The following is a 20988-nucleotide window of genomic DNA, read 5'->3' on the forward strand; positions in this document are numbered from 1 at the left end:
GATTTTGACAACAATACCCAACCGGAAACCGGCCTGATCAACGGCAGCGATAAGCGCCCTGTTACCAGCGTCTGGCAAATCGGCGATACCCTGATTGCGCTGACCGCCGCGCGCGAACTGAAGCTGATTGAAGAAGCGGAGTTTGAGCGACGGCTGACGCGCATCATTGGCACGCTGAATCGTCTGCCGCTGTCCGGCGCCGGACTGCCGAACCGACTCTACAACACCCGCAACAACACCATGGTGGACTACAGCAACCAGCCGAAAAGCATCGGCTGGTCGTCGCAGGATATTGCGCGGCTGATGATGGCGCTGCGCATTGTCGCCGTGCGCCATCCCGCCTGGAGCGAATATCTGGAGCGCGTGGTGCTGCGCTGGAATTTCTGCCGCATCGTGGATGATAAAGGACAGCTGTATGCCGGTTTACTGCAAAACGGCCAGTTGATTACCCGTCAGGAAGGCCGGCTGGGCGACAGCGAATACAGCGCCGCCGGTTTTGGGCTGTGGGGATTCCCCAATCAAATGTCGCTGCGCCCGCCCGCGCAGCACGTGATTATCTATGGCATGGCGCTCGATATTGACGCGCGCGATCCGCGCACCACCTGGACGCCTTCCGCCATCACCACCATGCCTTACGCCCTGAGCGGTCTGGAGTATGGCTGGGATCTGCCGGGCGCCGGGCGCGAAACCGGCAAGCTGCTGCGCCAGCGCGCCAGCCTGGTCTATCAGGCACAGGAGCAGCGCTGGCTGCGTGAAAAAATCCTCACCGCCCGCAGCGATTTCAACCTGTCCGCCGCCCCCTGGCACGTTAACGATACGCTGTATGCCAACGGCTACGCCTGGAATACGCTCGGCGACGACGGCAACTATTATCCGCGCCTGGCACAGGTCTCCACCCGCGCGGTTTTCGGACTATGGGCGCTGTGGGATACCGATTTTACCGATGCGCTAATGCGCATGACGCGCCTGCAATATGATGAACAGCGCGGCTGGTATGAAGGCCGCACCGAGGCGACCGGCGACTACAACCGTGCCATTACCCTTTCCACCAACGCCACGGTGCTGGAGGCGCTGCTCTATAAGGCCAATATGGGGCCGCTGCTGCCCAACGGTCAGCTCACCGACAACAGTTATTTCGCGCAGCGTCTTTCCGATGTCTTTAACCGTCCTCAGCAGTGCTTCCCTGTGGACAGAAAACCTACGGAGCGGCCAGATGTTCCCTGAAATCCTGCACCGGCCCGGTAACAAGGAGCCCTTATGACGCAGCGTCAACTGCCCAACGAACTTGATTATCTGCGCGCCGCCATTTTTGTTTTTGACGCCAGAGAGCGGCTGGTCGGCTGGAATCAGCAGGTCAGCCGGTTTTATCCATCGATTCGAGATAAGCTGCGCCTCGGCATTACCCTGACCGAGCTGGCGGAGGATTTTACCGACGCCACCTATATGTCGGACAATGTGCGCAGTAAGGCGGAGTTCGCCGCCAGCCTGATTAACCGCAGCCGGATCGATAACCACAACGAACTGCGTCAGTTGGTCGATCGCAAAATATTTATTCAGCACAACCGCACGCCGGAAGGCGGCATTGTCGCGCTGCATACCGATCTCACCGATTTCGACCTGGCCAGCGAATCGCGTCAGCAGCTGCACGAAGATTTTCTGCTGGCGGCGGAATCGACCCATATCGGCATCTGGGACTGGCAGGTCAGCGCCGACATTCTGCAGGTCAACGATGCGCTGCTGACCATGCTCGGCTATCCGCGTGAAACCTGGCATTACAACGCCACCTTTCTTGAAACGCTGCTGCACCCGGACGATCGCGCGCGTACGCTCGATGCTGCAGCGCGCCAGCAACGACAGCGTGCCGGTTTTCGATTGCGAAATCCGCCTGCTGCATCAGAGCGGCGACTATCGCTGGATGTTGCTGTCGGGCCAGGTAATCAGCCTGAATATCAGCGGCGATATGGAGCGTGCCATCGGCACGCTGCAGGACATTACCAAACGGAAAGAGGCGGAGCGGCTGTCGCAGCAGGCCGCCGCCGCCGCACAGGCGGCTAACGAGGCGAAAAGCGCCTTTCTCGCCAATATGAGCCATGAAATCCGCACGCCAATGAACGGCATTCTCGGTATGACGCAGCTCTGCCTGGATACCTCGCTGACCGATGAACAGCGCGACTATATGACGCTGGTGCTGCATTCGGCAAAATCGCTGCTGCGCATCATCAACGACATTCTCGACTTTTCAAAAATCGAAGCGGGCAAGATGGAGTTCGACGAAGAAGTGTTCGAGCTGCGCCCGTTTATCCAGTCTATCGTGCGTCCGCTGATGCCCGCCGCCAGTGAAAAATCGGTCGAACTGCTGGTGAATATCGCCGAGGAGGTGCCGCACAGCATCAGCGGCGACAGCGTGCGTCTGCGCCAGGTGTTGACTAATCTGGTCAGCAATGCGCTGAAATTTACCCCGCATGGCGAAGTTGAGCTGCGGCTGCAGCGGCACGAGCCGGAGCATCGCCTGCTGATTGAAGTGCGCGATACCGGCATCGGCATTCCGCCGGAAAAACAGCAGCTGATTTTTGAATCCTTTAGTCAGGCCGATGCCTCCACTACCCGCCGCTACGGCGGCACCGGCTTAGGGCTAACCATTTCATCGCGGCTGGTGGAAATGATGGGCGGCACGTTAACAGTGAACAGCGAGCCGGGCAAAGGCAGCGTGTTCAGCTTCTCCCTGCCGCTGCCTGAGCAGGCACAGCCGAGCGAACCCTTCCATGCTTCGCCGTTACTCAGCGGCCTGAATGTACTGGTGGTGGATGATAACGCCACCAACCGTCGTCTGATGCGCGATATGCTGCGCAATATGGGGCTGCGGCCGATGACCACCAGCAGCGCGGCGGAAACGCTGGCGTTGCTGGCGGAAAACCACGATTTTCCGCTGATTCTGTTGGATGCGCAGATGCCGGAAAAAGATGGCATGTCGCTGGCGCAAGAGCTGATGGCCAACCCCGAATTAAGCGGCAGCAAAATTATTATGCTCAGTTCAATGAGCCGCTTTATGGATGCCGCTGAGCTGAAAAAAATCGGCGTCACCCATTTTCTGAGTAAGCCGGTCGATCAGAAAGAGCTGCAGGATGCGCTGCTGGCGACGCTGGCCGTACCGGACAGCAGCGCGCCCGCGCGCGTGGTGCCCGTGGAGCCCGCAATCAAACCCGACGATGCCACGCTCACTATTTTACTGGCGGAAGATAATCTGGTGAACCAGAAGCTGGCGGGCTTTCTGCTGCAAAAGATGGGACATCGCTTTGAAATTGTCGGTAACGGCATCGAAGCGCTGGAAAAACTCGACCAGCAGCGCTGGGATCTGATCCTGATGGATTTACAGATGCCGGAAATGGATGGCGAACGCGCGACCACCCTTATTCGTGAGCGTGAGGCGCGCAATCCACAGCTGCCACGGCAGAAAATCATCGCCATGACCGCCCATGCCATGCAGGGCGACCGCGAGTTTTGTTTGCAGCATGGTTTTGACGGTTATATCGCCAAGCCGGTTTCGCCTGATACGTTACAGAGCGAAATTGCCCGTGTCGTCAATGCCGAGACGCCCTCGCAGCTAATAACAGAAGCGCCGCCGGAGCTGGAAACCCTGCGCGCCCGGCTGGGCGTCGATACCGATCTGCTTAAAGAGCTGCTCTCCCTGTTTGCGAACGAAGTGCCGCGGCTGGTAAGTGAGCTGCAGCAGGCGTTGCGCGAACACAATCAGGAGCAGATTCGCCGCGTAGCGCATAAGCTGCGCGGCGAGGCGGCGACCTTCGGCTTTACCGCTTTTGTTACGCTGTTGCAGGAGGTGGAACAGGCAGCCAGCCATAATCAGCCTCTTGATGACAAAGCGACCATTCTTCAGCTTGATACGCAGCGCGAACAGATTCTGGCGGCGCTACACAGGCTACAGGAGACATCATGAAAACACGCTGGCTCGCTCTGTTATTCAGCCTGAGTTGTACTGCTCAGGCCGCACCTCCGCCCGTTCAGCCACCGGTAAGCCTGTCGCTGGCGGGCCAGTGGCGCGCTCACGATGCCAACGATCCCAGTTTTGCAGGCTGGCGCGGCAGCGATGCCAGCTGGCGCAAACTGCGCATACCGGCCAACTGGTACAGCGCCGGCTGGGATCATCAGGGCGCACTCTGGTATCGCACCGAGTTTTCCTTACCGCCGTTGCCCGACGATGCGATGACGACACTAATCTTTGATGGCGTCGATTACCAGTCGGAAGTGTGGTTTAACCGTCAGCGGCTGGCGCAGCATGAAGGTTACTTTCAACGCTTTGCAGTGGATATTAGTGACAACGTCACTAAATATAACCGACTGGCGGTACGGGTGGACAGCCGTTTGAGGATCCGAAGAAGAACTGGCCGCTGCGCAAAAACTTAATGAAAGGTATTCTGAATCAGCATGATACGCGGCCAGGCGGCGCCTGGTTACCGCAGGGGCAGGATGCCAACTCCGGCGGCATTTGGGCACCGGTACGGCTGCATCTCAGCCGTGGTGCCACGATGGATAATCTTATTTTGCGGCCAGACTGGTCGCAGGGTTTGGATCATCCACAGCTGAAAGTTGAGATTGTTACGCGTGCTTTACAGGCGAAAAACGCCACGCTGAAAGTTCGGGCGACGCCGGATAACTTTAATGGCCAGCGCTATGAGCAGAGCCAGCAAGTGACGTTGTCACCACAGCGCGACGGCAGCCAGCGCCTGACGCTTACCCTGCCGATGCCGGATGCCAGACTGTGGTGGGCAGTGGGCTATGGTCAGCCACACCTTTACCGCATTACCGCCACGCTCAGCGATGAGCAAGGGATAATGGATCGGCTCAGCAGCCGCACCGGCCTGCGCAAAATAGAGGAACAGCCGGAGAATCGCGGCTGGCTGCTGAATGGCAAGCGCATCTACCTGCGCGGCACCAACTATATTGGATCGCCCTGGCTCGGCACCATGAACGATGAGAAGTATCACCGCGATTTGACACTGGTGGAGCGCATGAATGGCAACGCTATTCGCGTTCACGGCCATGTCGCCGGACGCGCGCTTTATCGTCAGGCTGATGAGATGGGCATGATGATCTGGCAGGATGTGCCGCTGCAATGGGGTTATAACGACAGCGAGGCCTTTGCCGATAATGCCGCGCGCCAGACGCGCCAGATGGTCGAGCAGTTTGGCAATTCACCATCAATTGTGGTTTGGGGTGGGCAAAATGAACCGCCCTTTAACTCGCCGTGGATGGAGAAACGTTTTCCCGACTGGCATAAAAATCTGAACCGTCATTTGATGCAAAAGGTGGCGGATACGCTGGCAGAAGATAAGTCGCGCATCGTCCATCCCTTCTCTTCCGTAGAAGAGCATTACTGGCAGGGTTGGTATTTTGGCGTGGCGACCGATGTCCTTCAGCCCGCCAAAACCGGCATTATCACTGAGTTTGGCGCACAGGCGCTGCCGCGTCTCTCCACGCTCAAAACCATTATCCCACGCAAAGACTGGTGGCCAGCCAGCACCGCGCCGGGCGACCCGCACTGGGTCAGCTGGAAATATCATAACTTTCAGCCGATCCAGACTTTTCAGTTTGCCAAAATCTCGCGCGGCGACACCATGGAAGCCTTTATTGCCAACACGCAGCGCTATCAGGCCGATCTGGTGGCAATGGCGGCGGAAAGCTATCGCCGTCAGCGCTTTCAGCCGGTTACCGCCCTGTTCCAGTTTATGTTTGTGGAAACCTGGCCGTCGATAAACTGGGGCGTGGTGGATTATTTGCGTCAGCCGAAGGCGGGTTATTACGCGATGCAGCGTGCTTATCAGCCGCTGTTGCCGTCGATCGAACCAGTTACGCTGAAATGGCAACCCGGCCAGCCGGGACAGATACGCCTGTGGACAGTCAACGATCGCTGGCAGGCCGTGCCCGGCGCAACGCTGAACTGGACGGTCAGCCAGGGCACGCAAACCCTGGAGAAAGGCAGCCGTCAGGTGGACATTGCCGCCGACTCTGGCGTGAAGCAGGTCGATCTGACGGTGACGCCGCGCACGGCGGAGCCGCTGAAAGTAAAAAGCTGGATTAATGATGCCCAGGGCCAGACAAAAGCGAAAAACCATCTCATCCTGCGTCCGGCTGCCGCCCCATAAGCGCTTGTCTCGACTATGCTTAACGGATGATTTTATGAGGCAGTACGAGCAAAAGGAGCAGTAATGAAGAAGCGACTGGCAGTAATGTTATTAATAGCAGGCTGTGGCACCGCACAGGCAGCGACCGATGCGAGTAATGAAGCGCAGACCTATATTGCAGGACTTTGCGCCCTGACTGCGGATCAACCTGCAACGGGGCAATCGCAGGAGGCGCTGGTGCAAAAACTGAAACAGATGAGCGCACGTGGCGCTTCGCCTTACGCAATGGATAAGCCCGAATTTAACCAGGACGAAGCGGAAAAAGTGGCAAAGGCTTATAACAGCCTGCCTGACGAGGTGAAACAGAAAAACCGTGACGCCGAAGCCTGTAAAAAAGTGACGCTGGAGCAGTATCAGAAAGCTGAATAGCGCAGTAAAAAGCGGGCTGATGCCCGCTTTTGTTTTTACTTCCTGATGCCCGCACTTTCCGTTATCTGCCGTTATTATCTTTACTCTTTGCCGGTCAGAAAGCGGTAAATCACCGCCAGATCCCGCTCGCCATAGCCTGCTTCAACTGCCCGCTGCCAGAGCTGGGCGATATTTTGCAGCCCCGGCATGGAATGTTCCTCGGCAGCGTCCAGCGCCAGCTGCGCATCTTTCAACGCCCAGACCAGCTGCATTTGCGGCGTATAATCGCCGCTCTTGATGGTATCCAGCTTCACTTTGGCGTACGGGGCCGCCAGTGGCCCGCCTTCCAGTACCGACCAGAGATCCTCCGCGGAGAAACCAAACTGCTGCGCCAGACTGGTACTTTCCGCCAGCCCCTGCATCATGGCGATCAGCCAGGCGTTAACCACCAGTTTCATACGCGAACCGGCGCCCGCCGCGCCCAGCCAGCGTGCGCCTTTGCTGATGGCGGCGAAAACCGGCTCCAGCTTCTCAGCACGCTGCTGCTCGCCGCTGGCCAGAATCAGAATTTGTGCGTTTTCCGCCGGGGCTTTGGTGCCGGAAACCGGCGCATCAATATACACCACGTCTGGCCGCGCCTCAGCCAGTTGGGCAATCAGCCGATCGGTTGCCTCAACGCCAATGGTGCCCATCTGACAGAAAATAGCGTTTTGCCGGAGCGCCGGAATAATTTGTGCCAGGACGCTTTCAGTGGTCGCACCGTCGGACAGCATCGCCAGCACCACGTCCGCCTGCTCCGCCGCCTGCTGTGGCGTATCGCACAGCGTCATGCCGCTGGCGGCCAGATCCTCGCCGCGCGTGCGGGTGCGATTCCAGCCCGCCACCTGAAACTGATTTTTTACCAGGTTGGCAGCGAAAGCATGACCCATCGCGCCTAATCCCAATACAGCCACCGAGGGATGTAGATTCATTATGCAAATCCTTCTTTACAGGAAAGGTCAGTTAATTTTGGCCTATTTTGCCGTTACGTCACGCCGCAGGCAAAAACAGACGCTGACCGGCGTTGAAAACGGCATGTTTACATAAGTCATCCAGAGGATCATTTACCGGTTTCAACAGGATGGCCTGATTTATGTATCTTCATGTAAGGACATTTAGTTTTCCCTGACCGGTTGTCACGTCCCGTCGCCTCATAAACCATTTGTGTCACCTCAACGGCCAGTACAGTCCAACCGGGTACAGGATTTTTTGCAAAATATGTCAGACCTGCCAGGATTATGCGCAGATGTAACGGAAGGTTAGTTATTACTTTTACGCAGGATGCCGCTTTTATGAAAATTTCCCCTGTTATCGCCTCGCCTGCCCGTTTGGTGGCTGTACCGACTCTGCTCGCGCTATGCTGCGCCCACGCCTGGGCCGCCGGTGATGAGACAATGGTCGTCAGCGCCTCGGCAGGCGGCCTTTCTGAGCTGGACACGCCCGCCGCCGTGAGCGTGGTGAATGGCGATGATATTCGTCAGGCCGCGCCGCGCGTTAATCTGTCGGAAAATTTGTCCGGCCTGCCAGGCGTGCAGATTCAGAACCGCCAGAACTATGCGCAGGATCTACAAATCTCCGTGCGCGGCTTTGGATCGCGCTCCACCTACGGCGTGCGCGGTATGCGTATTTATGTTGATGGCATTCCGGCGACCATGCCGGACGGACAAGGACAAACCTCTAATATCGATCTTAACTCTGTCGATCGCGTTGAAGTGTTGCGCGGCCCCTTCTCCGCTCTTTACGGCAACGCCTCCGGCGGCGTGATTAATATTGATACCCAGTCAGGCCAACAGCCCGCCAGTGTTGAGGCCAGCAGCTACTATGGCAGTTTCGGCAGCTGGCGCTACGGCTTAAAGGCGCAGGGCGCGACCGGCGACGGCAGCCAACCGGGCGATGTTAACTATACGGTTTCCGGCACCCGCTTCAGTACGCATGGCTATCGAGATCACAGCAGTGCGCAGAAAAATCTTGGCAATGCCCGGCTGGGCGTGCGTATCGACGATGTCAGCACCCTGACGCTGCTGTTTAACAGCGTGGATATTAAAGCACAGGATGCGGGCGGGCTGACTGACGAGGAGTGGCACGATAATCCGCAGCAGTCGCCGCGCGGTGAGCAGTACAACACGCGCAAAACCATTAAGCAGACGCAGGCTGGCCTGCGCTATCAGCGGCAGATGAGCGAAAACGACGATCTCAGCCTGATGGCCTGGGCGGGCGAACGCGAAACGGTGCAGTACCAGTCGATTCCGCGCGCGCCGCAGCTGAAGCCGACCCATGCGGGCGGCGTGATCGATCTCTCCCGTCATTATCAGGGCATTGACGCGCGCTGGACGCACCGTGGCGCGCTGGGCACGGTGCCGGTTACGCTGACCAGCGGCCTTGATTACGAAACCATGACCGAGCGGCGTAAAGGATTTGAAAATTTTGTTCTGCAAAACGGCGAGCCGGAATATGGTCATAAAGGCAATCTGCGCCGTAACGAACGCAACGTGATGTGGAACCTCGATCCCTATTTACAGACTTCCTGGCAGCTCACCTCAAAGCTGTCGCTGGATGCCGGCGTGCGCTTCAGTACCGTGAACTTTGATGATGATGATTACTACGTTACCGCCAATAACGACGATGGCAGCGGCTCCACGCGCTATCATCGCTGGCTACCGGCGGCAGCATTGAAATATGCCGTGACTGATGCGTGGAATGTTTATGCCTCCGCCGGACGCGGGTTTGAAACGCCGACCATTACCGAGCTTTCCTATCGCAATGACGACCAGGGCGGTCTGAATAATGACCTGCAGCCTTCAACCAGCGATACGCTGGAGATCGGCAGCAAAGCCCGTATCGGCAACGGCTTATTCAGCGCGGCGCTGTTCCAGACCGATACGAAAAATGAAATCGTGGTCGCCAACAGCGAAGGCGGTCGCAGCAGCTATAAAAATGCCGGACAGACGCGGCGGCGCGGGCTGGAACTGGCGCTCGATCAGCAGTTCGCAATGGACTGGCGGCTGCGAATGTCATGGACGCTGCTGGATGCCACCTATCGCGACAGCCTGTGCGGCGACAGCAGCTGTAGCGCCGACAAGCAGGTATCGCGCGGCAACCGTCTGCCGGGCATTGCGCGCAATATGGCCTTCGCCGCGCTGGAATATGCGCCGGAAGCGGGCTGGTATGGCGGTGCCGAGCTGCGCTATATGAGCCAAATTCAGACCAACGATCGCAACAGCGAACAGGCGCCCGCCTATGCGGTGACGGCGCTGAACGGCGGCTATAAATTCCGCTCTGGTAACTGGGTGCTGGATCTATTTGGTCGGGTGGATAATCTGTTTGACCGCAGCTATGTCGGATCGGTGATTGTTAATGAAGGCAACGGCCGCTACTTCGAACCGGCGCCAGGCCGTAATTATGGTGTGGGCGCTGCGCTTAGCTGGGAATTTCAGTAAAGGTAACGCTTAATTCTAATGACGGCGCGGCCGCCGAACGAAAAGCCAGCGCGTTATTTCGCAGGCGGCCCGTCCCTTTCAGCACGCCGTTTCGTCCGCGCGCGGATAGTGAATAAGATCGTGGATCAGCACGGGTTCGCTGCTGTTGTTGCGATAAGCGTGCGGCACGTCAGCGTTAAAACGCAGCACTTCGCCGCTGCGCAGTGAATACCAGCGCTGCGCAACCTGTACCTCCAGCGCGCCACTGATGACCACTACATGTTCCGTCACGCCTGGCGCATGCGGCGATGATTCGCTAAACGCACCGGCGCTAAATTCTATCGCCAGCAAATCGAAACCCAGCAGCGGATCGAAATCAGCCAGCGGCGTCACGCGCATTTGCGCATTTTGCTGACGAAACGGTGGCCGCTCCCCTTCGCGAAAATGCGTAACCGCCGGTGACCGCGAGGGCGGCGTAATAAACAGCGAAAACGGCACCGCAAAGCCGGTGGCGATTTTCCATAACGTCGCCACCGTCGGGCTGGATTCGCCGCGTTCAATCTGCCCCAGCATCGCTTTACTGACGCCGCTCTGCTCCGCCGCCTGCGTCAGGCTCCATTTACGCTGCGCCCGTAGCGCCTTTAACGTTTCTGCCAGATGCTGCGCCAATGTTTCCACTGTCGCCTCCTTTTCGCTGTCGGTTATCTTGTGCGTTATAACGCACAATGCCAGAATGAGCGCTATAACGCACAGGAGAATACTATGCCAGCAGGCTCGTTTGTACTTCAGATCCGTTTTCCCATGATTATCGCTGGTTTTATCGCCACGCTTATCGGCTATGCCAGTTCCGCCGCCATTATCTATCAGGCCGCGACAGCAGCTGGCGCGTCCGTCGAGCAAATCGGCGGCTGGTTAACCGCGTTGGGGCTGGCGATGGGCATTAGCTCACTGGGCTTTTCGCTCTGGTATCGCCAGCCGATCCTGACTGCCTGGTCTACGCCCGGCGCTGCAATGTTGGCAACCAGCCTTGATGGCGTAACGCTGGCGCAAACCATCGGCATTTTTATCTTTAGCAATGCGTTAATCGTGCTGTGCGGAATGACCGGTCTGTTTGCCCGCTTAATGAAAGTTATTCCTCAGGCGATTACGGCAGCGATGCTGGCGGGGATCCTGTTGCGTTTCGGCCTGGAGGCCTTTGGCGCGTTGCAGGTTGATCTGCCGCTGTGCGGCATCATGTGTTTAAGCTGGCTACTGGCGCGTCGCCTGCTGCCGCGTTATGCGATCATTATTACGCTGCTGGCGGGGCTGCTGCTGACGCTGATGCGCGGCGATTTGCATTTTACCCAGCCGCTTATGGCGCTGAGCTGGCCGCAATTTGTCATGCCCGCCTTTTCGCTTCCGGCGCTGCTGGGCGTTGGGCTGCCCTTCTTTCTGGTGACGATGGCGTCACAAAACGCGCCGGGCATAGCTACGCTTCAGGCACAGGGTTATAACGCGCCGGTTTCGGCTTTGATCGGCTGGAGCGGTTTCCTTGCCCTGCTGCTGTCGCCGTTCGGCGGCTTTTCTGTCTGTATCGCCGCCATTACTGCAGCGATCTGTATGGGCGATGAGGTGCATCCCGATCGCAGCCAGCGCTGGATAGCATCGGCTATTGCTGGCCTGTTTTATCTGCTGGCTGGCGTCTCTGGCGGCGCCGTCGGGCTGCTGTTAACCGCGCTGCCGCCGGTGCTGATTCATACGCTGGCGGGGCTGGCGCTGCTCGCTACCCTGACCGGCAGTATTCAGCGCGCCCTGCAACAGGCTGAAACGCGCGATGCTGCCGTAATAACTTTTTTGGTTACGGCTTCCGGTATTTCGCTGGCAGGCGTTGGCGCGCCGTTTTGGGGATTAATTGCAGGTATCGTGGCGTGGCTGATATTAATGCCGCGGAAAGCGCATTCGGCGGTTTCGTAATATTTACGCCTGAAGCCAGGCTGACTTCGAGCCTGGCCTGAGACAACGTGAATGTCACCTTTGTCACTCGTCTGACCATAGATTGCGGCGGCAGGGAAAAATCGTACTTTTTGCTGATGCTCCGGCTTCGCTAATCAGAACAATAGCTTATTTTAAAATGGACAAAATTGAGGGAAAAATTAATTGTACAAGTTTGCCATCCACTGTACAGATATATTATTGAAGGCGCGCGTTATGTATTAACAGGCCATCCAGTGGAAATTAAAACCGTGAAGGGGATTTTTTAGATGAGATATTATTTCTGACGTGACTAATTTAATTAGCGCTAAAGAGCGGTAAGATAAATATCCAATCTTAAATAAGATAATAAAATCACTCCGGCATAATTTACGCAGATTATGCCGGAGTGAAAGGCGTTAAAAAATGGAATTGCTGTCAGAATTTATTCTGCGGGCTTCCGTCCTCCGCCATGGCTGTTCTGGCCGCCTTTGCGCCCGGCTTCTGAAGCTTTCTGCGGATTGTTTTTGAAGTTTCCTCCGCTGCGCTGTCCGCCCTTTTTACCCGCTTCAGATGCGCGCTGCCGATCGTTTGCAAAATTACCTGCACCACCACGATATTGAGTCATAACAATTCCTCTTTTTTTAACATTCAAGCAGTCAACTTATCTTTCATGAAAGATAAGTAAGCGTAACAACGTTATTAAATGTAGAAGCTGAATAACGAAGTGCAACTATTTTTAATGGATCTGATTTCCCTGTATGAACCTGTACAAACGCATGCCATGGTTGTTTTAATTAATAATTAATCCCCATAAACAAATGCCATTTGTCTCATTAGGATTAATCTTAAAATTATGAAAATTAAGATGCAGCGCCCTTTTTTTTCGATAATCTCCTTGTTGTTAACACTTATGCATAGTTACTCATGGATGGGGTGGATCATGACGATTAAATGGTTCCGCTCGGAAAAGGTGTGCCACCAAAGAAAATTCGTTCCCTTTATTATCGGTAATGCGGTTTTTTTACTGCTTGATGATGGACGCACCTTATTACGCTCGCGGATGTGGCTCAGACGAAATGTCCGTTTTTTCCGCTATACTGATGCACCATAACGCCTTGCTAAACAGTTACCTGTCTCCCTTGCGCCGGGAATGTGCCGTGTCAGGTGAATATCAATCAAATACGCGCTCTTTTCTGGCGTTTGATTTGCCTCATGCAACGATAAAATCATCCGAATAGCTGATACCACATGATTTTCTGCCTCTGGCAGCGTCACATAAGGGCCCTCACTGGTGGCAAAAACATTTTTACGCAGCGGAAATCTGGATGCCGTCCTGGCTTTAGGCGAAAACGGGCAGCCGGTTTACCTTTCTGCACATCAGTTACGCGAGACGCTACGCCTGCGCAAGCAGCAAAAACTCGCTGACTGCCTGGCCATTCCGCAGGCTAACGAGCGAGGCGATCGTCTCGACTGGTATGCTCCCTTTAATGGCCGGGTAAAATCCTGGCTGACCGCCAGCGAAAGCGAACGCCGCCAGGCGCTGGCTGAACTGGAAAGCTATCAACAAACGTTGGCCGCCATGAGCCAGCGCGCAATGAATGCTGATAAACCCGCGTTAAAACTGTTCGGCGCCCTGCTGAGCAAAGCCTTTCAGTTTCCCGATCGCCAATATGTTTATCTGGTCGGCGGCCGCCCGGTGCTGACGTTCTGGGGTTTTGTCGATCTCGACAAACGCTCGCGCAGCGATGCGCTTGATTGCCTGCGCGCTTCGCTGCAGCCGGAGCCGATACTTAACGATGAGCCTTTGATTAGCGCACCGGAGCCGTTGCCCGTTATCGCGCCCACGCCCGCGCCCGCGCCAGAAAACCCGCCGCCCACGCCGCAGATGGCGGTCACCTCGGCGTCGGTTAATGCCTACCAGACAATTAATGAATTAAGTGACGAGCCTGCCGTCGAGCCGCAAAAGGCGCCGAAGAAAGGTTCTCGCCGCCTGCTGTGGATCGTGCCGCCGTTAGTGCTGGCCGTTGCCGCCGGGCTGGCGGTGAGTTTCTGGCCGCGCCAGCCTGCGCCTGCGCCGGTTGCCGCCGCACCAGAAAAACAGCCGGAAAAATTGCCGGAAGTTAAGCCGCATGTGGTGATCCGGTGGCGACGCAGGCCAAAACGCTGGCGCTCTCCGCAACGCTGCCGCTCAGCAACGCAGCGGTGTTGACGCCGCCGGAGGCGGCCCCTGTATCGCCGCCTGCCCCGGCATCCGCTGCAGCGCCGGTCGCGAAAGATGCGCTGGTGATGCCACCCGATGCGGTACGCGTCGGTTCAGTTAAGTTCCTCGACGGCAACTGGCGCGCGTCGATTCAGATCGGCAACCTGCGCGGCTTTAAAGCGCCCAGCCTGCGTTATCAGCTCCGTGACGGCAAAGGCACCGCCACGATCGTTCAGGGCGACGGCACGCGCTGTAAAGCGGAAACCACCGCAGGCCTGATGAGTTCCGGCAATTTGATTATCAACAGTCGCTTTACCGCCCGCTGCGCAAACGGCACGCGCTATAAAATGCCGCAGCTGGTTTGTAAGCAGGGAGATGGCGCCGCCGTGTGTGAAGCACAATTTGGCAGTGATGTCGTCTATCCAACATCGATCAAGCGTGAGAGTAAATAATGATGCTGGCGCCCATCACCGACTTTAAACAAAAAATTACCCTGATCGCGGAAAGCGGCATTCAGTTCCTCGATTTCGCCATTGCCATGAGTGACAGCCAGCCGCGCAAATTTGTGCGGCAAACGGCCAACGGCCCGCTGCTGCGCGTTACTCATGATGCCGCCAGCGGCCGCTTTTTGCTGCCGCTGGAAGATGGCGCCGCACCGGAGGTGGTAAAGCCGGAATGCAGCACCACTCAGCAGCAGTCGCTGGCACTGCTGAACGGTATCTGGCTGCCGCTGCCCATTTTACGCTGCGCGCCGCCGCGTCAGTTTATCGGCGGCCCGGAAAACTGGGCACGTATGCAGGTGGTGGCGCTGGATCGTCCCGATGCGGAAGGCCATACCCATCGCGTGGTGCTGGCGTTTGATACCCAGACGGCACCCGATGACAGCGATCAGGCTCTGTTAGCCTTAACGCCCTCTGATGCCAATAACGGCGTCGGCTTTGCGCTTGCCTGGCAAAACTATGAACTGGGCAATTTTCTCGATCTGACGTGGGTTGACGGCTGGCTGCGCGAAGTATTTTCCCAGCGCGCCGGGGAGCTGGAAGCGCGTCACGACAGCGATATTAAAATGGCGCTGCGCGAGTTTGAGTATCAGGCGCACTATCTGAACCTGCTGGAGCTGCTCGGCACCCAGCTGGCGCTGACCGATATTCGCGTGCTGACCGCCACCCTGCAGGAGCCGGTGGTTAATGTCGATCTGATCCTCGACGTTGGCAACTCCCATACCTGCGGCATTCTGGTGGAAGATCATCCGGATGAAGTTAACGGTCTGAAGCAAACCTATGAGCTGCAGTTGCGCGATCTCTCTCAGCCGCATCGGGTTTATAACGAGATGTTCGACAGCCGGGTTGAGTTTGCCGAAGCCCGTTTTGGCAAAAAGAACTTTTCCGTGGAAAGCGGCCGCGAAGACGCCTTTGTCTGGCCATCGATGACGCGCGTCGGCCGTGAAGCGAGCCGCATGGCGCTCCAGCGCGCCGGCACCGAAGGCACCACCGGCATTTCCAGTCCACGCCGCTATTTATGGGACGAGGCGCGCTACGCCGCTGGCTGGCGGTTTAACCGCGCCGATCGCGCCGCCGCCGAGCCGCAGGCGATTGCTGAACCGCTGATGACGCTGATTAATGATGAAGGCGAACCGCTGTGGCAGGTCGCGGAAGATGAGCGTCTGCCGGTCTTTTCCGCCCACTACAGCCGCAGCTCGCTGATGACCTTTATGCTCGGCGAACTGCTGGCGCAGGCGATGATGCAGATGAACAGCGCGGCGCAGCGCCAGAAAATGCCGCACAGCTACGCGCCGCGGCAGCTGCGTCATATTATTCTTACCCTGCCCTCGGCGATGCCGAAGCCGGAGCGCGAAATTTTCCGCTGCCGCATGCAGGATGCGATTGGCCTGGTGTGGAAGGCGATGGGCTGGCATCCGGCCGATGCCGCCTTTGACAGCGCCAGCGATAAGGCGCAGAGCAGCCGTCCGGTGCCTGATGTGCAGATGGAATGGGATGAGGCCACCTGCGGCCAGATGGTTTATCTGTTCAATGAAACCCAGGTGAATTTCGCCGGACGCGCGGAAGCGTTCTTCGCCAGCATGGCGCGCCCCGATCGTCTGCGCGATGCCAACGAGCCTGCCGGCAAAACATTACGTATCGCCTCGATCGATATTGGCGGCGGCACCACCGATCTGGCGATCACGCACTACGCGCTGGACGATGGCCAGGGCAACAACGTGAAAATCAACCCGCGCCTGCTGTTCCGCGAAGGCTTTAAGGTCGCCGGTGATGATATTTTGCTGGATGTGATTCAGCTGTATGTGCTGCCCGCGCTGCATGGCGCGCTGAAGCAGGCTGGCCTGGCGAATCCCGATATTTTGCTGGATAAGCTGTTCGGCTATGACGGACGCATGGATGGCTTTTCGACGCTGCGCCAGCAGGCGACGCTGCAGCTGTTTATTCCGCTGGCGCAGGCGATCCTGGAGCGCTACGAAAGCTACGATCCGCTGGATACCAGCGCCGAAATCGAAGCGCTCTATGGCGAGCTGTTGACGCAGCGTCCCGGCGCGGCAGTGCTGGATTATATCAACGGCGAGGCGCAGCGCGCGCTTGGCGGCCAGCTGGCGTTTGATATTTTGCAGGTGCCGATGGTCGTCAGCCTCAGCAAGCTGCACGGCGAATTTTTGTCGCACCGCATGGCGATTGTTCCCGCGCTGCGTTCAATGGCGGAAGTGGTCTCGCTTTACAGCTGCGATGTACTGCTGCTGACCGGTCGTCCGTCGCGCTTTCCTGGCGTGCAGGCGCTGTTCCGTCACCTGCAGCCGCTGCCGGGCAGCCGCATTCTGTCGCTGGAGGGCTATCACACCAGCGACTGGTATCCGTTTAACAAAATGGGCCGCATCGATAACCCGAAATCGACCGCCGCGGTTGGCGCGATGCTTTGCCTGCTGGCGCTCGATTTACGTCTGTCGAGCTTCTGGTTTAAAGCGGGCGATTTCCAGCCCTATTCCACCATTCGCTATCTCGGCATGTTGGACGACAGCGGCGCATTGACCAGCGATAACGTCTGCTACAGTGAAATCGATCTGGACGATGCCGGCTGGACGCCGGACCGCAAAAGCAGTTTCCAGATCCGTGGCAACGTTTGCCTGGGCTTCCGCCAGCTGGATAACGATCGCTGGCTGGCGTCGCCGCTTTACAGCCTGACGATTAACGATGCGCAACTGGCGCGCAAGGTTGCTGGCGACAGCGTGCTGCGCGTGAAGCTGGCGGTGGAGCCTGGCGCGCAATCCGGCTCGCCGGAACGCTTTGTGCTGGCCGACGCGCGTCTGGATGACGGTACGCGCGTGCCGCTCACGCAGCTCAGCCTGAAACTGAATACATTGTCCGCCAGCGGCAATGCCAATGCCCAATACTGGATTGACAGCGGGAGCGTATTTAAGAAATGACAGCCGTGACGCTGAAACAACAGGCCTCTCCGTTCAGCCAGCAGTTAGCGGAAATGAACGAAGGCATCGATCGGGCGCTCGCCTGGATTGAGACCCAGCGCGTGCAGTCGCCGCGCCTGGATATGGAAGCCGATGGCCTGACGCTCGCTCTGCGCCGGGGCAAATATCAGCTGCGCCAGATGCGAACGACGCAGCCGGACGAAAACACTATCGGCTTTTACGGCCTGTCGCAGGCGGGCAAAGCGTCGCTGTTGCAGGCGCTGGTGGGCGATGTTCAGGGGCATTTAACCGCTACCTTTGGCGGCAAGGCGCTGAACTATCTGACGCACATCAATCCCGGCCATCAGGATTATGGTCTGGCGACGCGTTTCAGCCATTGTCGCGAGATCGACGATGCCAGCAGGCCGTTGACCTTAGCCTTGCTGAGCGAAGCTGAGATGACGCGCGTAGTGCTAAAAGCCGCGTTACAACAGCCGCAGGGCGAACTGGAGGCGAAAAAGCTGGAGGCGCGCCTTGAGCATTTGCAGCGCCTGCGCCAGCCGCAGCCCGTTCCCGGCCTGACCAGCGATGAGCTGGTTGCGCTGTGGGATTTTAGCCGTCGGCATGATGCCGAACGCGCCGCGCTGTTGAATCGCCATTTCTGGCCGCAGGCCTGTGAACTGGCGCCGCATCTTAGCGTTGACGACCGCGCTCAACTCTTTGCACTGCTGTGGAATGATGAAGAAGCGCTGACCGCGCTGTGGCGCCAGCTGGCGCACACGCTGCATGCGCTGCTGCATGCGCCGCACGTGCTGGCGCCGCTTTCGCTGTTAGTGGATGAGTCGCTGTTGCCCGCGGAGCTGTTATTCAGCACAGCGGCGACAGCGCCAAACAATACGGCGCGTCCGGTAGAGGTTGTCCCGCGCCTGGCCGACCGTTCCGCCAGCCCGGTTTCGTTGTCGCTGGCGGAACTGCAGCTGCTGACGCTGGAAGTGGTTATTCCCCTTTCAACCCCGCCGCGCCAGGCGCTGTTCGATCGGGTTGAGGCAGTAGATATTCCTGGCTTCGGCACCGCGCTGGATGAAGATGCGCGTCAGGAGCAGGCGCTGGCCGCCTCGCGTTTCCCGCTGTTTGCCCGTTTGATGCGCGCGCGCCGCGCGCTGTTTCTGGAATTTTATGGCGAGCGCCAGCAACTGGACAGACTGCTGGTTTGCACCGCCGCCAGCGAACGTCAGGATGCCAGCCAGGTTGGACGCATGCTGACGCAGTGGCTGAAGACCATGCAGCGCGGCGATACTGAAAATCAGCGCGTGCAAAAGCCGGTGCTGATTTGGGCGGTAACCCGCTACGACGGTCGCTATGTACAAACGGCGAATATTGACGAAGCGGTACAGCGGCAAACCGGCATTGCCGGCAGCGACTGGGGCTCGATGCTGGCGCAAGATGCGGGCGGCATTGAGCGTATGGCGGGCTGGCTGCAGGCGGAAATCAAACCTGACGACCGGCGTCTGCGCTTGCAGGAGCGTCTGCAGCGCCTGCGTAATGAACTGACCGATCGGCTGCTGGCCGACTGGGCGCAGCCGGTGAACGATGTGCAACAGAAGCAGCAGATTGCCGACAACCTGTTAAAGGCGCTGCAAACGCGCACCGGGCTGCACGGCGAGCTGCTGGAACGGCTTCAGCCTTCACGCGAACAGCTGCGCGCGCTCTATTTGCTACCGCAGCAGCAAGCCAGCGCAAGCGCGCACGCCACGCCCGCCGCGCCTAAACTGCCGGGCAGCCATTTTGGCATCGGCTTCGAGTTCGATCTGTTCAGCAATCAGCCGGAGCCGACGCTGGCGGGCGAAAGCGATGAAACAGTGCTGGATAGCGACAGCCTGTTTGCCTATAACGTGCAGCGTTACTGGATCCATCATTTGCGCAGCCTGCCCGATAACGATGGCCTGCTCTCGCTGCTGGGCGTCAGCAAAAGCACCTTGCAGATGCTGGTTGAGGAGCTGATTACCGCCAGTTTCCGCCTCGATATCGCCGGAAGCCTGTTACGTACGCTGACCGAACATGAAGCGGTCAACGCTGCGCGCGAAGGCAAAGTCGATCGTCAGGTGTCACGGGCGCTGACCGTATTGGGCGATTTTGTCGCCTGGCTGGGCTTCCTGAAGCGCGATGTGGCGGAGCGGCCTGACAGCCGTGTTAATCGCGGCCAGAAGATCTTCGCCCAGCCGCAAACGCCTGCCGTAACCTTTGGCAGCGCACAGCGCCTGACGCGCCTTTCCGCCGCGCCAGCCAACACTACCGCCTTTTATATTTATGACTGGCTGGTTGGGCTGAATACGCTGATTGTCGAGAACAGCGGCTATGCGGGCGGCAGCGAAATCGCCGACAGCGCGCGCCTGCCGCTACAGCAGGCGCTGAGGCTGATGCGCGGTTAAGGATTTCCGTGACGACCGGAAGCGATAAGCGTCCAGACCACGAACGCCAAAACAGACAGGGTGAGATTCTACAAGGCATGTCGCCAGTTTATCGTGAGTAAGGCGAAACAGGCCCGCATGGACTTCCTCCGGGCTGTAACCGCAGGCAAAAACGTCCGCTTGCTGAAAACATTAGCCAGTAAAAAAGCGCCGTCTGGCGCTTTTTTTATGATGCTGATGCTACTACTTTATTTTCCGCAAACCTGCACCCGCTGCAGAATAAATTCGCCCTGTAATTCACGCTGCGCCTCTTCCAGCAGATCGATAATCGCCGTCAGCTCGGCGTACGGTTGCGCCGCCGGGAGATGATAAAGCCAGGCACGCGCCGGCAGGCGCAGCTCGCCCGTCAGGACATCCCATAGCGCATCAAGATTCTCGCCGAAAGTGTTTGCTATGCCGCTCTGCTCGACAAAGCAACGGTAGAAATCCTCGCGGCTGCGGATGGCTAAAAAATCGAAATGCATTTCCAGCACAGACGTTACTCCACGCGTTGAAAACTGCGGTAATGATCGGTCGTCAGATAAATTAACCCATCGTTAGAATAAAGCAGCCGGTCGGTGCTGCGTCGTCCACAATGATAGTTGACGTCCGCCTCATACCACTGCCTTTCTGCATCGACGGGCAACTTTCCTTCGCGATTTGCAAAACGATCGCCGCCAATGGCGCGGCCGGGTAATACCTGACACAGATTGCCCTTTGAAGGCGTCCATCCTTCGCGGCGCGCCTGCGCCTTGGTGAGATAAAAATCTGGCAAACGCCGATGCTGCTGAAGATAGCTGGCGACCTGTCGGTCAGCGGTGCGTACGCTTATCTCATCCGTCGCAACCGCAGAAGTGGATGGCCACTGCTGAAAATGAGGCCGCAGACCAATAAAGGCGACAACCAGTACAAAGAGCAGGCCAATCCAGAGTTTCTTAGACATCGTTTTCAGTTAATTAACCTCGGTGGGCCACTATAT

14 protein-coding genes and 2 pseudogenes are annotated in these 20988 nt (G+C 57.7%); 11 read left to right on the forward strand and 5 right to left on the reverse strand.

Annotated elements, in window-relative coordinates; genetic code table 11:
* From P3C52_RS15780 to P3C52_RS15800, 5 genes and pseudogenes are all read left to right on the forward strand, one after another.
* Nucleotides 1–1224, forward strand: a 1224-nt coding sequence (locus tag P3C52_RS15780) for a DUF3131 domain-containing protein (protein WP_275555912.1), incomplete at its 5' end; no start/stop codon positions are given.
* A 33-nt stretch (nucleotides 1225–1257) separates the two neighbouring features.
* Nucleotides 1258–1818, forward strand: a pseudogene (locus P3C52_RS15785) (PAS-domain containing protein); the annotation flags it as partial.
* 13 nt (nucleotides 1819–1831) lie between these two features.
* Entirely contained in the window at nucleotides 1832–3952 is a 2121-nt protein-coding gene (locus P3C52_RS15790) for a response regulator (protein ID WP_275555913.1), read from the forward strand.
* A pseudogene (locus P3C52_RS15795) lies at nucleotides 3949–6158 on the forward strand (sugar-binding domain-containing protein). The gene P3C52_RS15790 and the pseudogene P3C52_RS15795 overlap by 4 nt, the downstream one beginning before the upstream one ends.
* Before the next feature lie 63 nt (nucleotides 6159–6221).
* A complete protein-coding gene (locus tag P3C52_RS15800) occupies nucleotides 6222–6566 on the forward strand; it encodes a hypothetical protein (protein ID WP_275555914.1) in 345 nt (114 codons plus the stop codon).
* Nucleotides 6567–6646: 80 nt separating this feature from the next.
* Here P3C52_RS15800 and P3C52_RS15805 read toward each other — a convergent pair whose 3' ends face one another.
* Nucleotides 6647–7516, reverse strand: a complete 870-nt coding sequence (locus P3C52_RS15805) for an NAD(P)-dependent oxidoreductase (RefSeq protein ID WP_275555915.1) — start codon at nucleotides 7514–7516, stop codon at nucleotides 6647–6649.
* 360 nt (nucleotides 7517–7876) lie between these two features.
* On the opposite strand from P3C52_RS15805, the gene pqqU reads away from it, so the two are divergent.
* Complete coding sequence (pqqU, locus tag P3C52_RS15810) at nucleotides 7877–10021, forward strand: TonB-dependent receptor PqqU (RefSeq protein ID WP_275555916.1); 2145 nt, start codon at nucleotides 7877–7879, stop codon at nucleotides 10019–10021.
* A 78-nt stretch (nucleotides 10022–10099) separates the two neighbouring features.
* Here the strand turns inward: pqqU and P3C52_RS15815 are convergent, their stop codons facing one another.
* The gene (locus P3C52_RS15815) at nucleotides 10100–10678 is read right to left on the reverse strand and encodes an XRE family transcriptional regulator (protein WP_275555917.1); all 579 of its coding nucleotides are present in this window, start codon (nucleotides 10676–10678) and stop codon (nucleotides 10100–10102) included.
* 84 nt (nucleotides 10679–10762) lie between these two features.
* Between P3C52_RS15815 and P3C52_RS15820 the strand changes: the two genes are divergently transcribed.
* A complete protein-coding gene (locus P3C52_RS15820) occupies nucleotides 10763–11953 on the forward strand; it encodes a benzoate/H(+) symporter BenE family transporter (protein ID WP_275555918.1) in 1191 nt (396 codons plus the stop codon).
* A 442-nt stretch (nucleotides 11954–12395) separates the two neighbouring features.
* Here P3C52_RS15820 and P3C52_RS15825 read toward each other — a convergent pair whose 3' ends face one another.
* Nucleotides 12396–12578 carry a general stress protein gene (locus P3C52_RS15825; protein ID WP_038626107.1) on the reverse strand — a complete coding sequence of 61 codons (183 nt, stop codon included), beginning with the start codon at nucleotides 12576–12578 and terminating at the stop codon, nucleotides 12396–12398.
* Nucleotides 12579–13244: 666 nt separating this feature from the next.
* Between P3C52_RS15825 and P3C52_RS15830 the strand changes: the two genes are divergently transcribed.
* The 4 genes from P3C52_RS15830 to P3C52_RS15840 are packed head-to-tail and all read left to right on the forward strand — an operon-like array spanning nucleotide 13245 to nucleotide 19991.
* Nucleotides 13245–14162, forward strand: a complete 918-nt coding sequence (locus P3C52_RS15830; protein WP_343252026.1) for an SrfA family protein — start codon at nucleotides 13245–13247, stop codon at nucleotides 14160–14162.
* Complete coding sequence (locus tag P3C52_RS20955; protein WP_343252027.1) at nucleotides 14096–14605, forward strand: SrfA family protein; 510 nt, start codon at nucleotides 14096–14098, stop codon at nucleotides 14603–14605. Before P3C52_RS15830 ends, P3C52_RS20955 begins: the two co-directional genes overlap by 67 nt.
* A gap of 2 nt (nucleotides 14606–14607) precedes the next feature.
* Nucleotides 14608–17583, forward strand: coding sequence for a virulence factor SrfB (locus P3C52_RS15835; RefSeq protein WP_275555950.1), 2976 nt, complete (start codon nucleotides 14608–14610; stop codon nucleotides 17581–17583).
* A 5-nt stretch (nucleotides 17584–17588) separates the two neighbouring features.
* Entirely contained in the window at nucleotides 17589–19991 is a 2403-nt protein-coding gene (locus P3C52_RS15840) for a virulence factor SrfC family protein (protein ID WP_275555919.1), read from the forward strand.
* 227 nt (nucleotides 19992–20218) lie between these two features.
* Here P3C52_RS15840 and P3C52_RS15845 read toward each other — a convergent pair whose 3' ends face one another.
* Both P3C52_RS15845 and P3C52_RS15850 read right to left on the reverse strand, forming a co-directional pair.
* A complete protein-coding gene (locus P3C52_RS15845) occupies nucleotides 20219–20494 on the reverse strand; it encodes a barstar family protein (RefSeq protein ID WP_275555951.1) in 276 nt (91 codons plus the stop codon).
* A 14-nt stretch (nucleotides 20495–20508) separates the two neighbouring features.
* On the reverse strand, nucleotides 20509–20952 hold the full coding sequence (locus P3C52_RS15850) for a ribonuclease domain-containing protein (RefSeq protein ID WP_275555920.1): 444 nt from the start codon (nucleotides 20950–20952) through the stop codon (nucleotides 20509–20511).
* Nucleotides 20953–20988 lie beyond the last annotated feature (36 nt).

Source organism: Mixta sp. Marseille-Q2659 (assembly GCF_940807255.1).
Lineage (GTDB): Bacteria > Pseudomonadota > Gammaproteobacteria > Enterobacterales > Enterobacteriaceae > Mixta.

Bases quoted from the DNA above. Each gene is read 5' to 3' on its own strand.
- P3C52_RS15845 (WP_275555951.1), bottom strand. From the start codon at position 20,494: ATGCATTTCGATTTTTTAGCCATCCGCAGCCGCGAGGATTTCTACCGT.
- pqqU (WP_275555916.1), top strand. From the start codon at position 7,877: ATGAAAATTTCCCCTGTTATCGCCTCGCCTGCCCGTTTGGTGGCTGTA.
- P3C52_RS15820 (WP_275555918.1), top strand. From the start codon at position 10,763: ATGCCAGCAGGCTCGTTTGTACTTCAGATCCGTTTTCCCATGATTATC.
- P3C52_RS15850 (WP_275555920.1), bottom strand. From the start codon at position 20,952: ATGTCTAAGAAACTCTGGATTGGCCTGCTCTTTGTACTGGTTGTCGCC.
- P3C52_RS15805 (WP_275555915.1), bottom strand. From the start codon at position 7,516: ATGAATCTACATCCCTCGGTGGCTGTATTGGGATTAGGCGCGATGGGT.
- P3C52_RS15800 (WP_275555914.1), top strand. From the start codon at position 6,222: ATGAAGAAGCGACTGGCAGTAATGTTATTAATAGCAGGCTGTGGCACC.
- P3C52_RS15825 (WP_038626107.1), bottom strand. From the start codon at position 12,578: ATGACTCAATATCGTGGTGGTGCAGGTAATTTTGCAAACGATCGGCAG.
- P3C52_RS15790 (WP_275555913.1), top strand. From the start codon at position 1,832: ATGCTGCAGCGCGCCAGCAACGACAGCGTGCCGGTTTTCGATTGCGAA.
- P3C52_RS15835 (WP_275555950.1), top strand. From the start codon at position 14,608: ATGCTGGCGCCCATCACCGACTTTAAACAAAAAATTACCCTGATCGCG.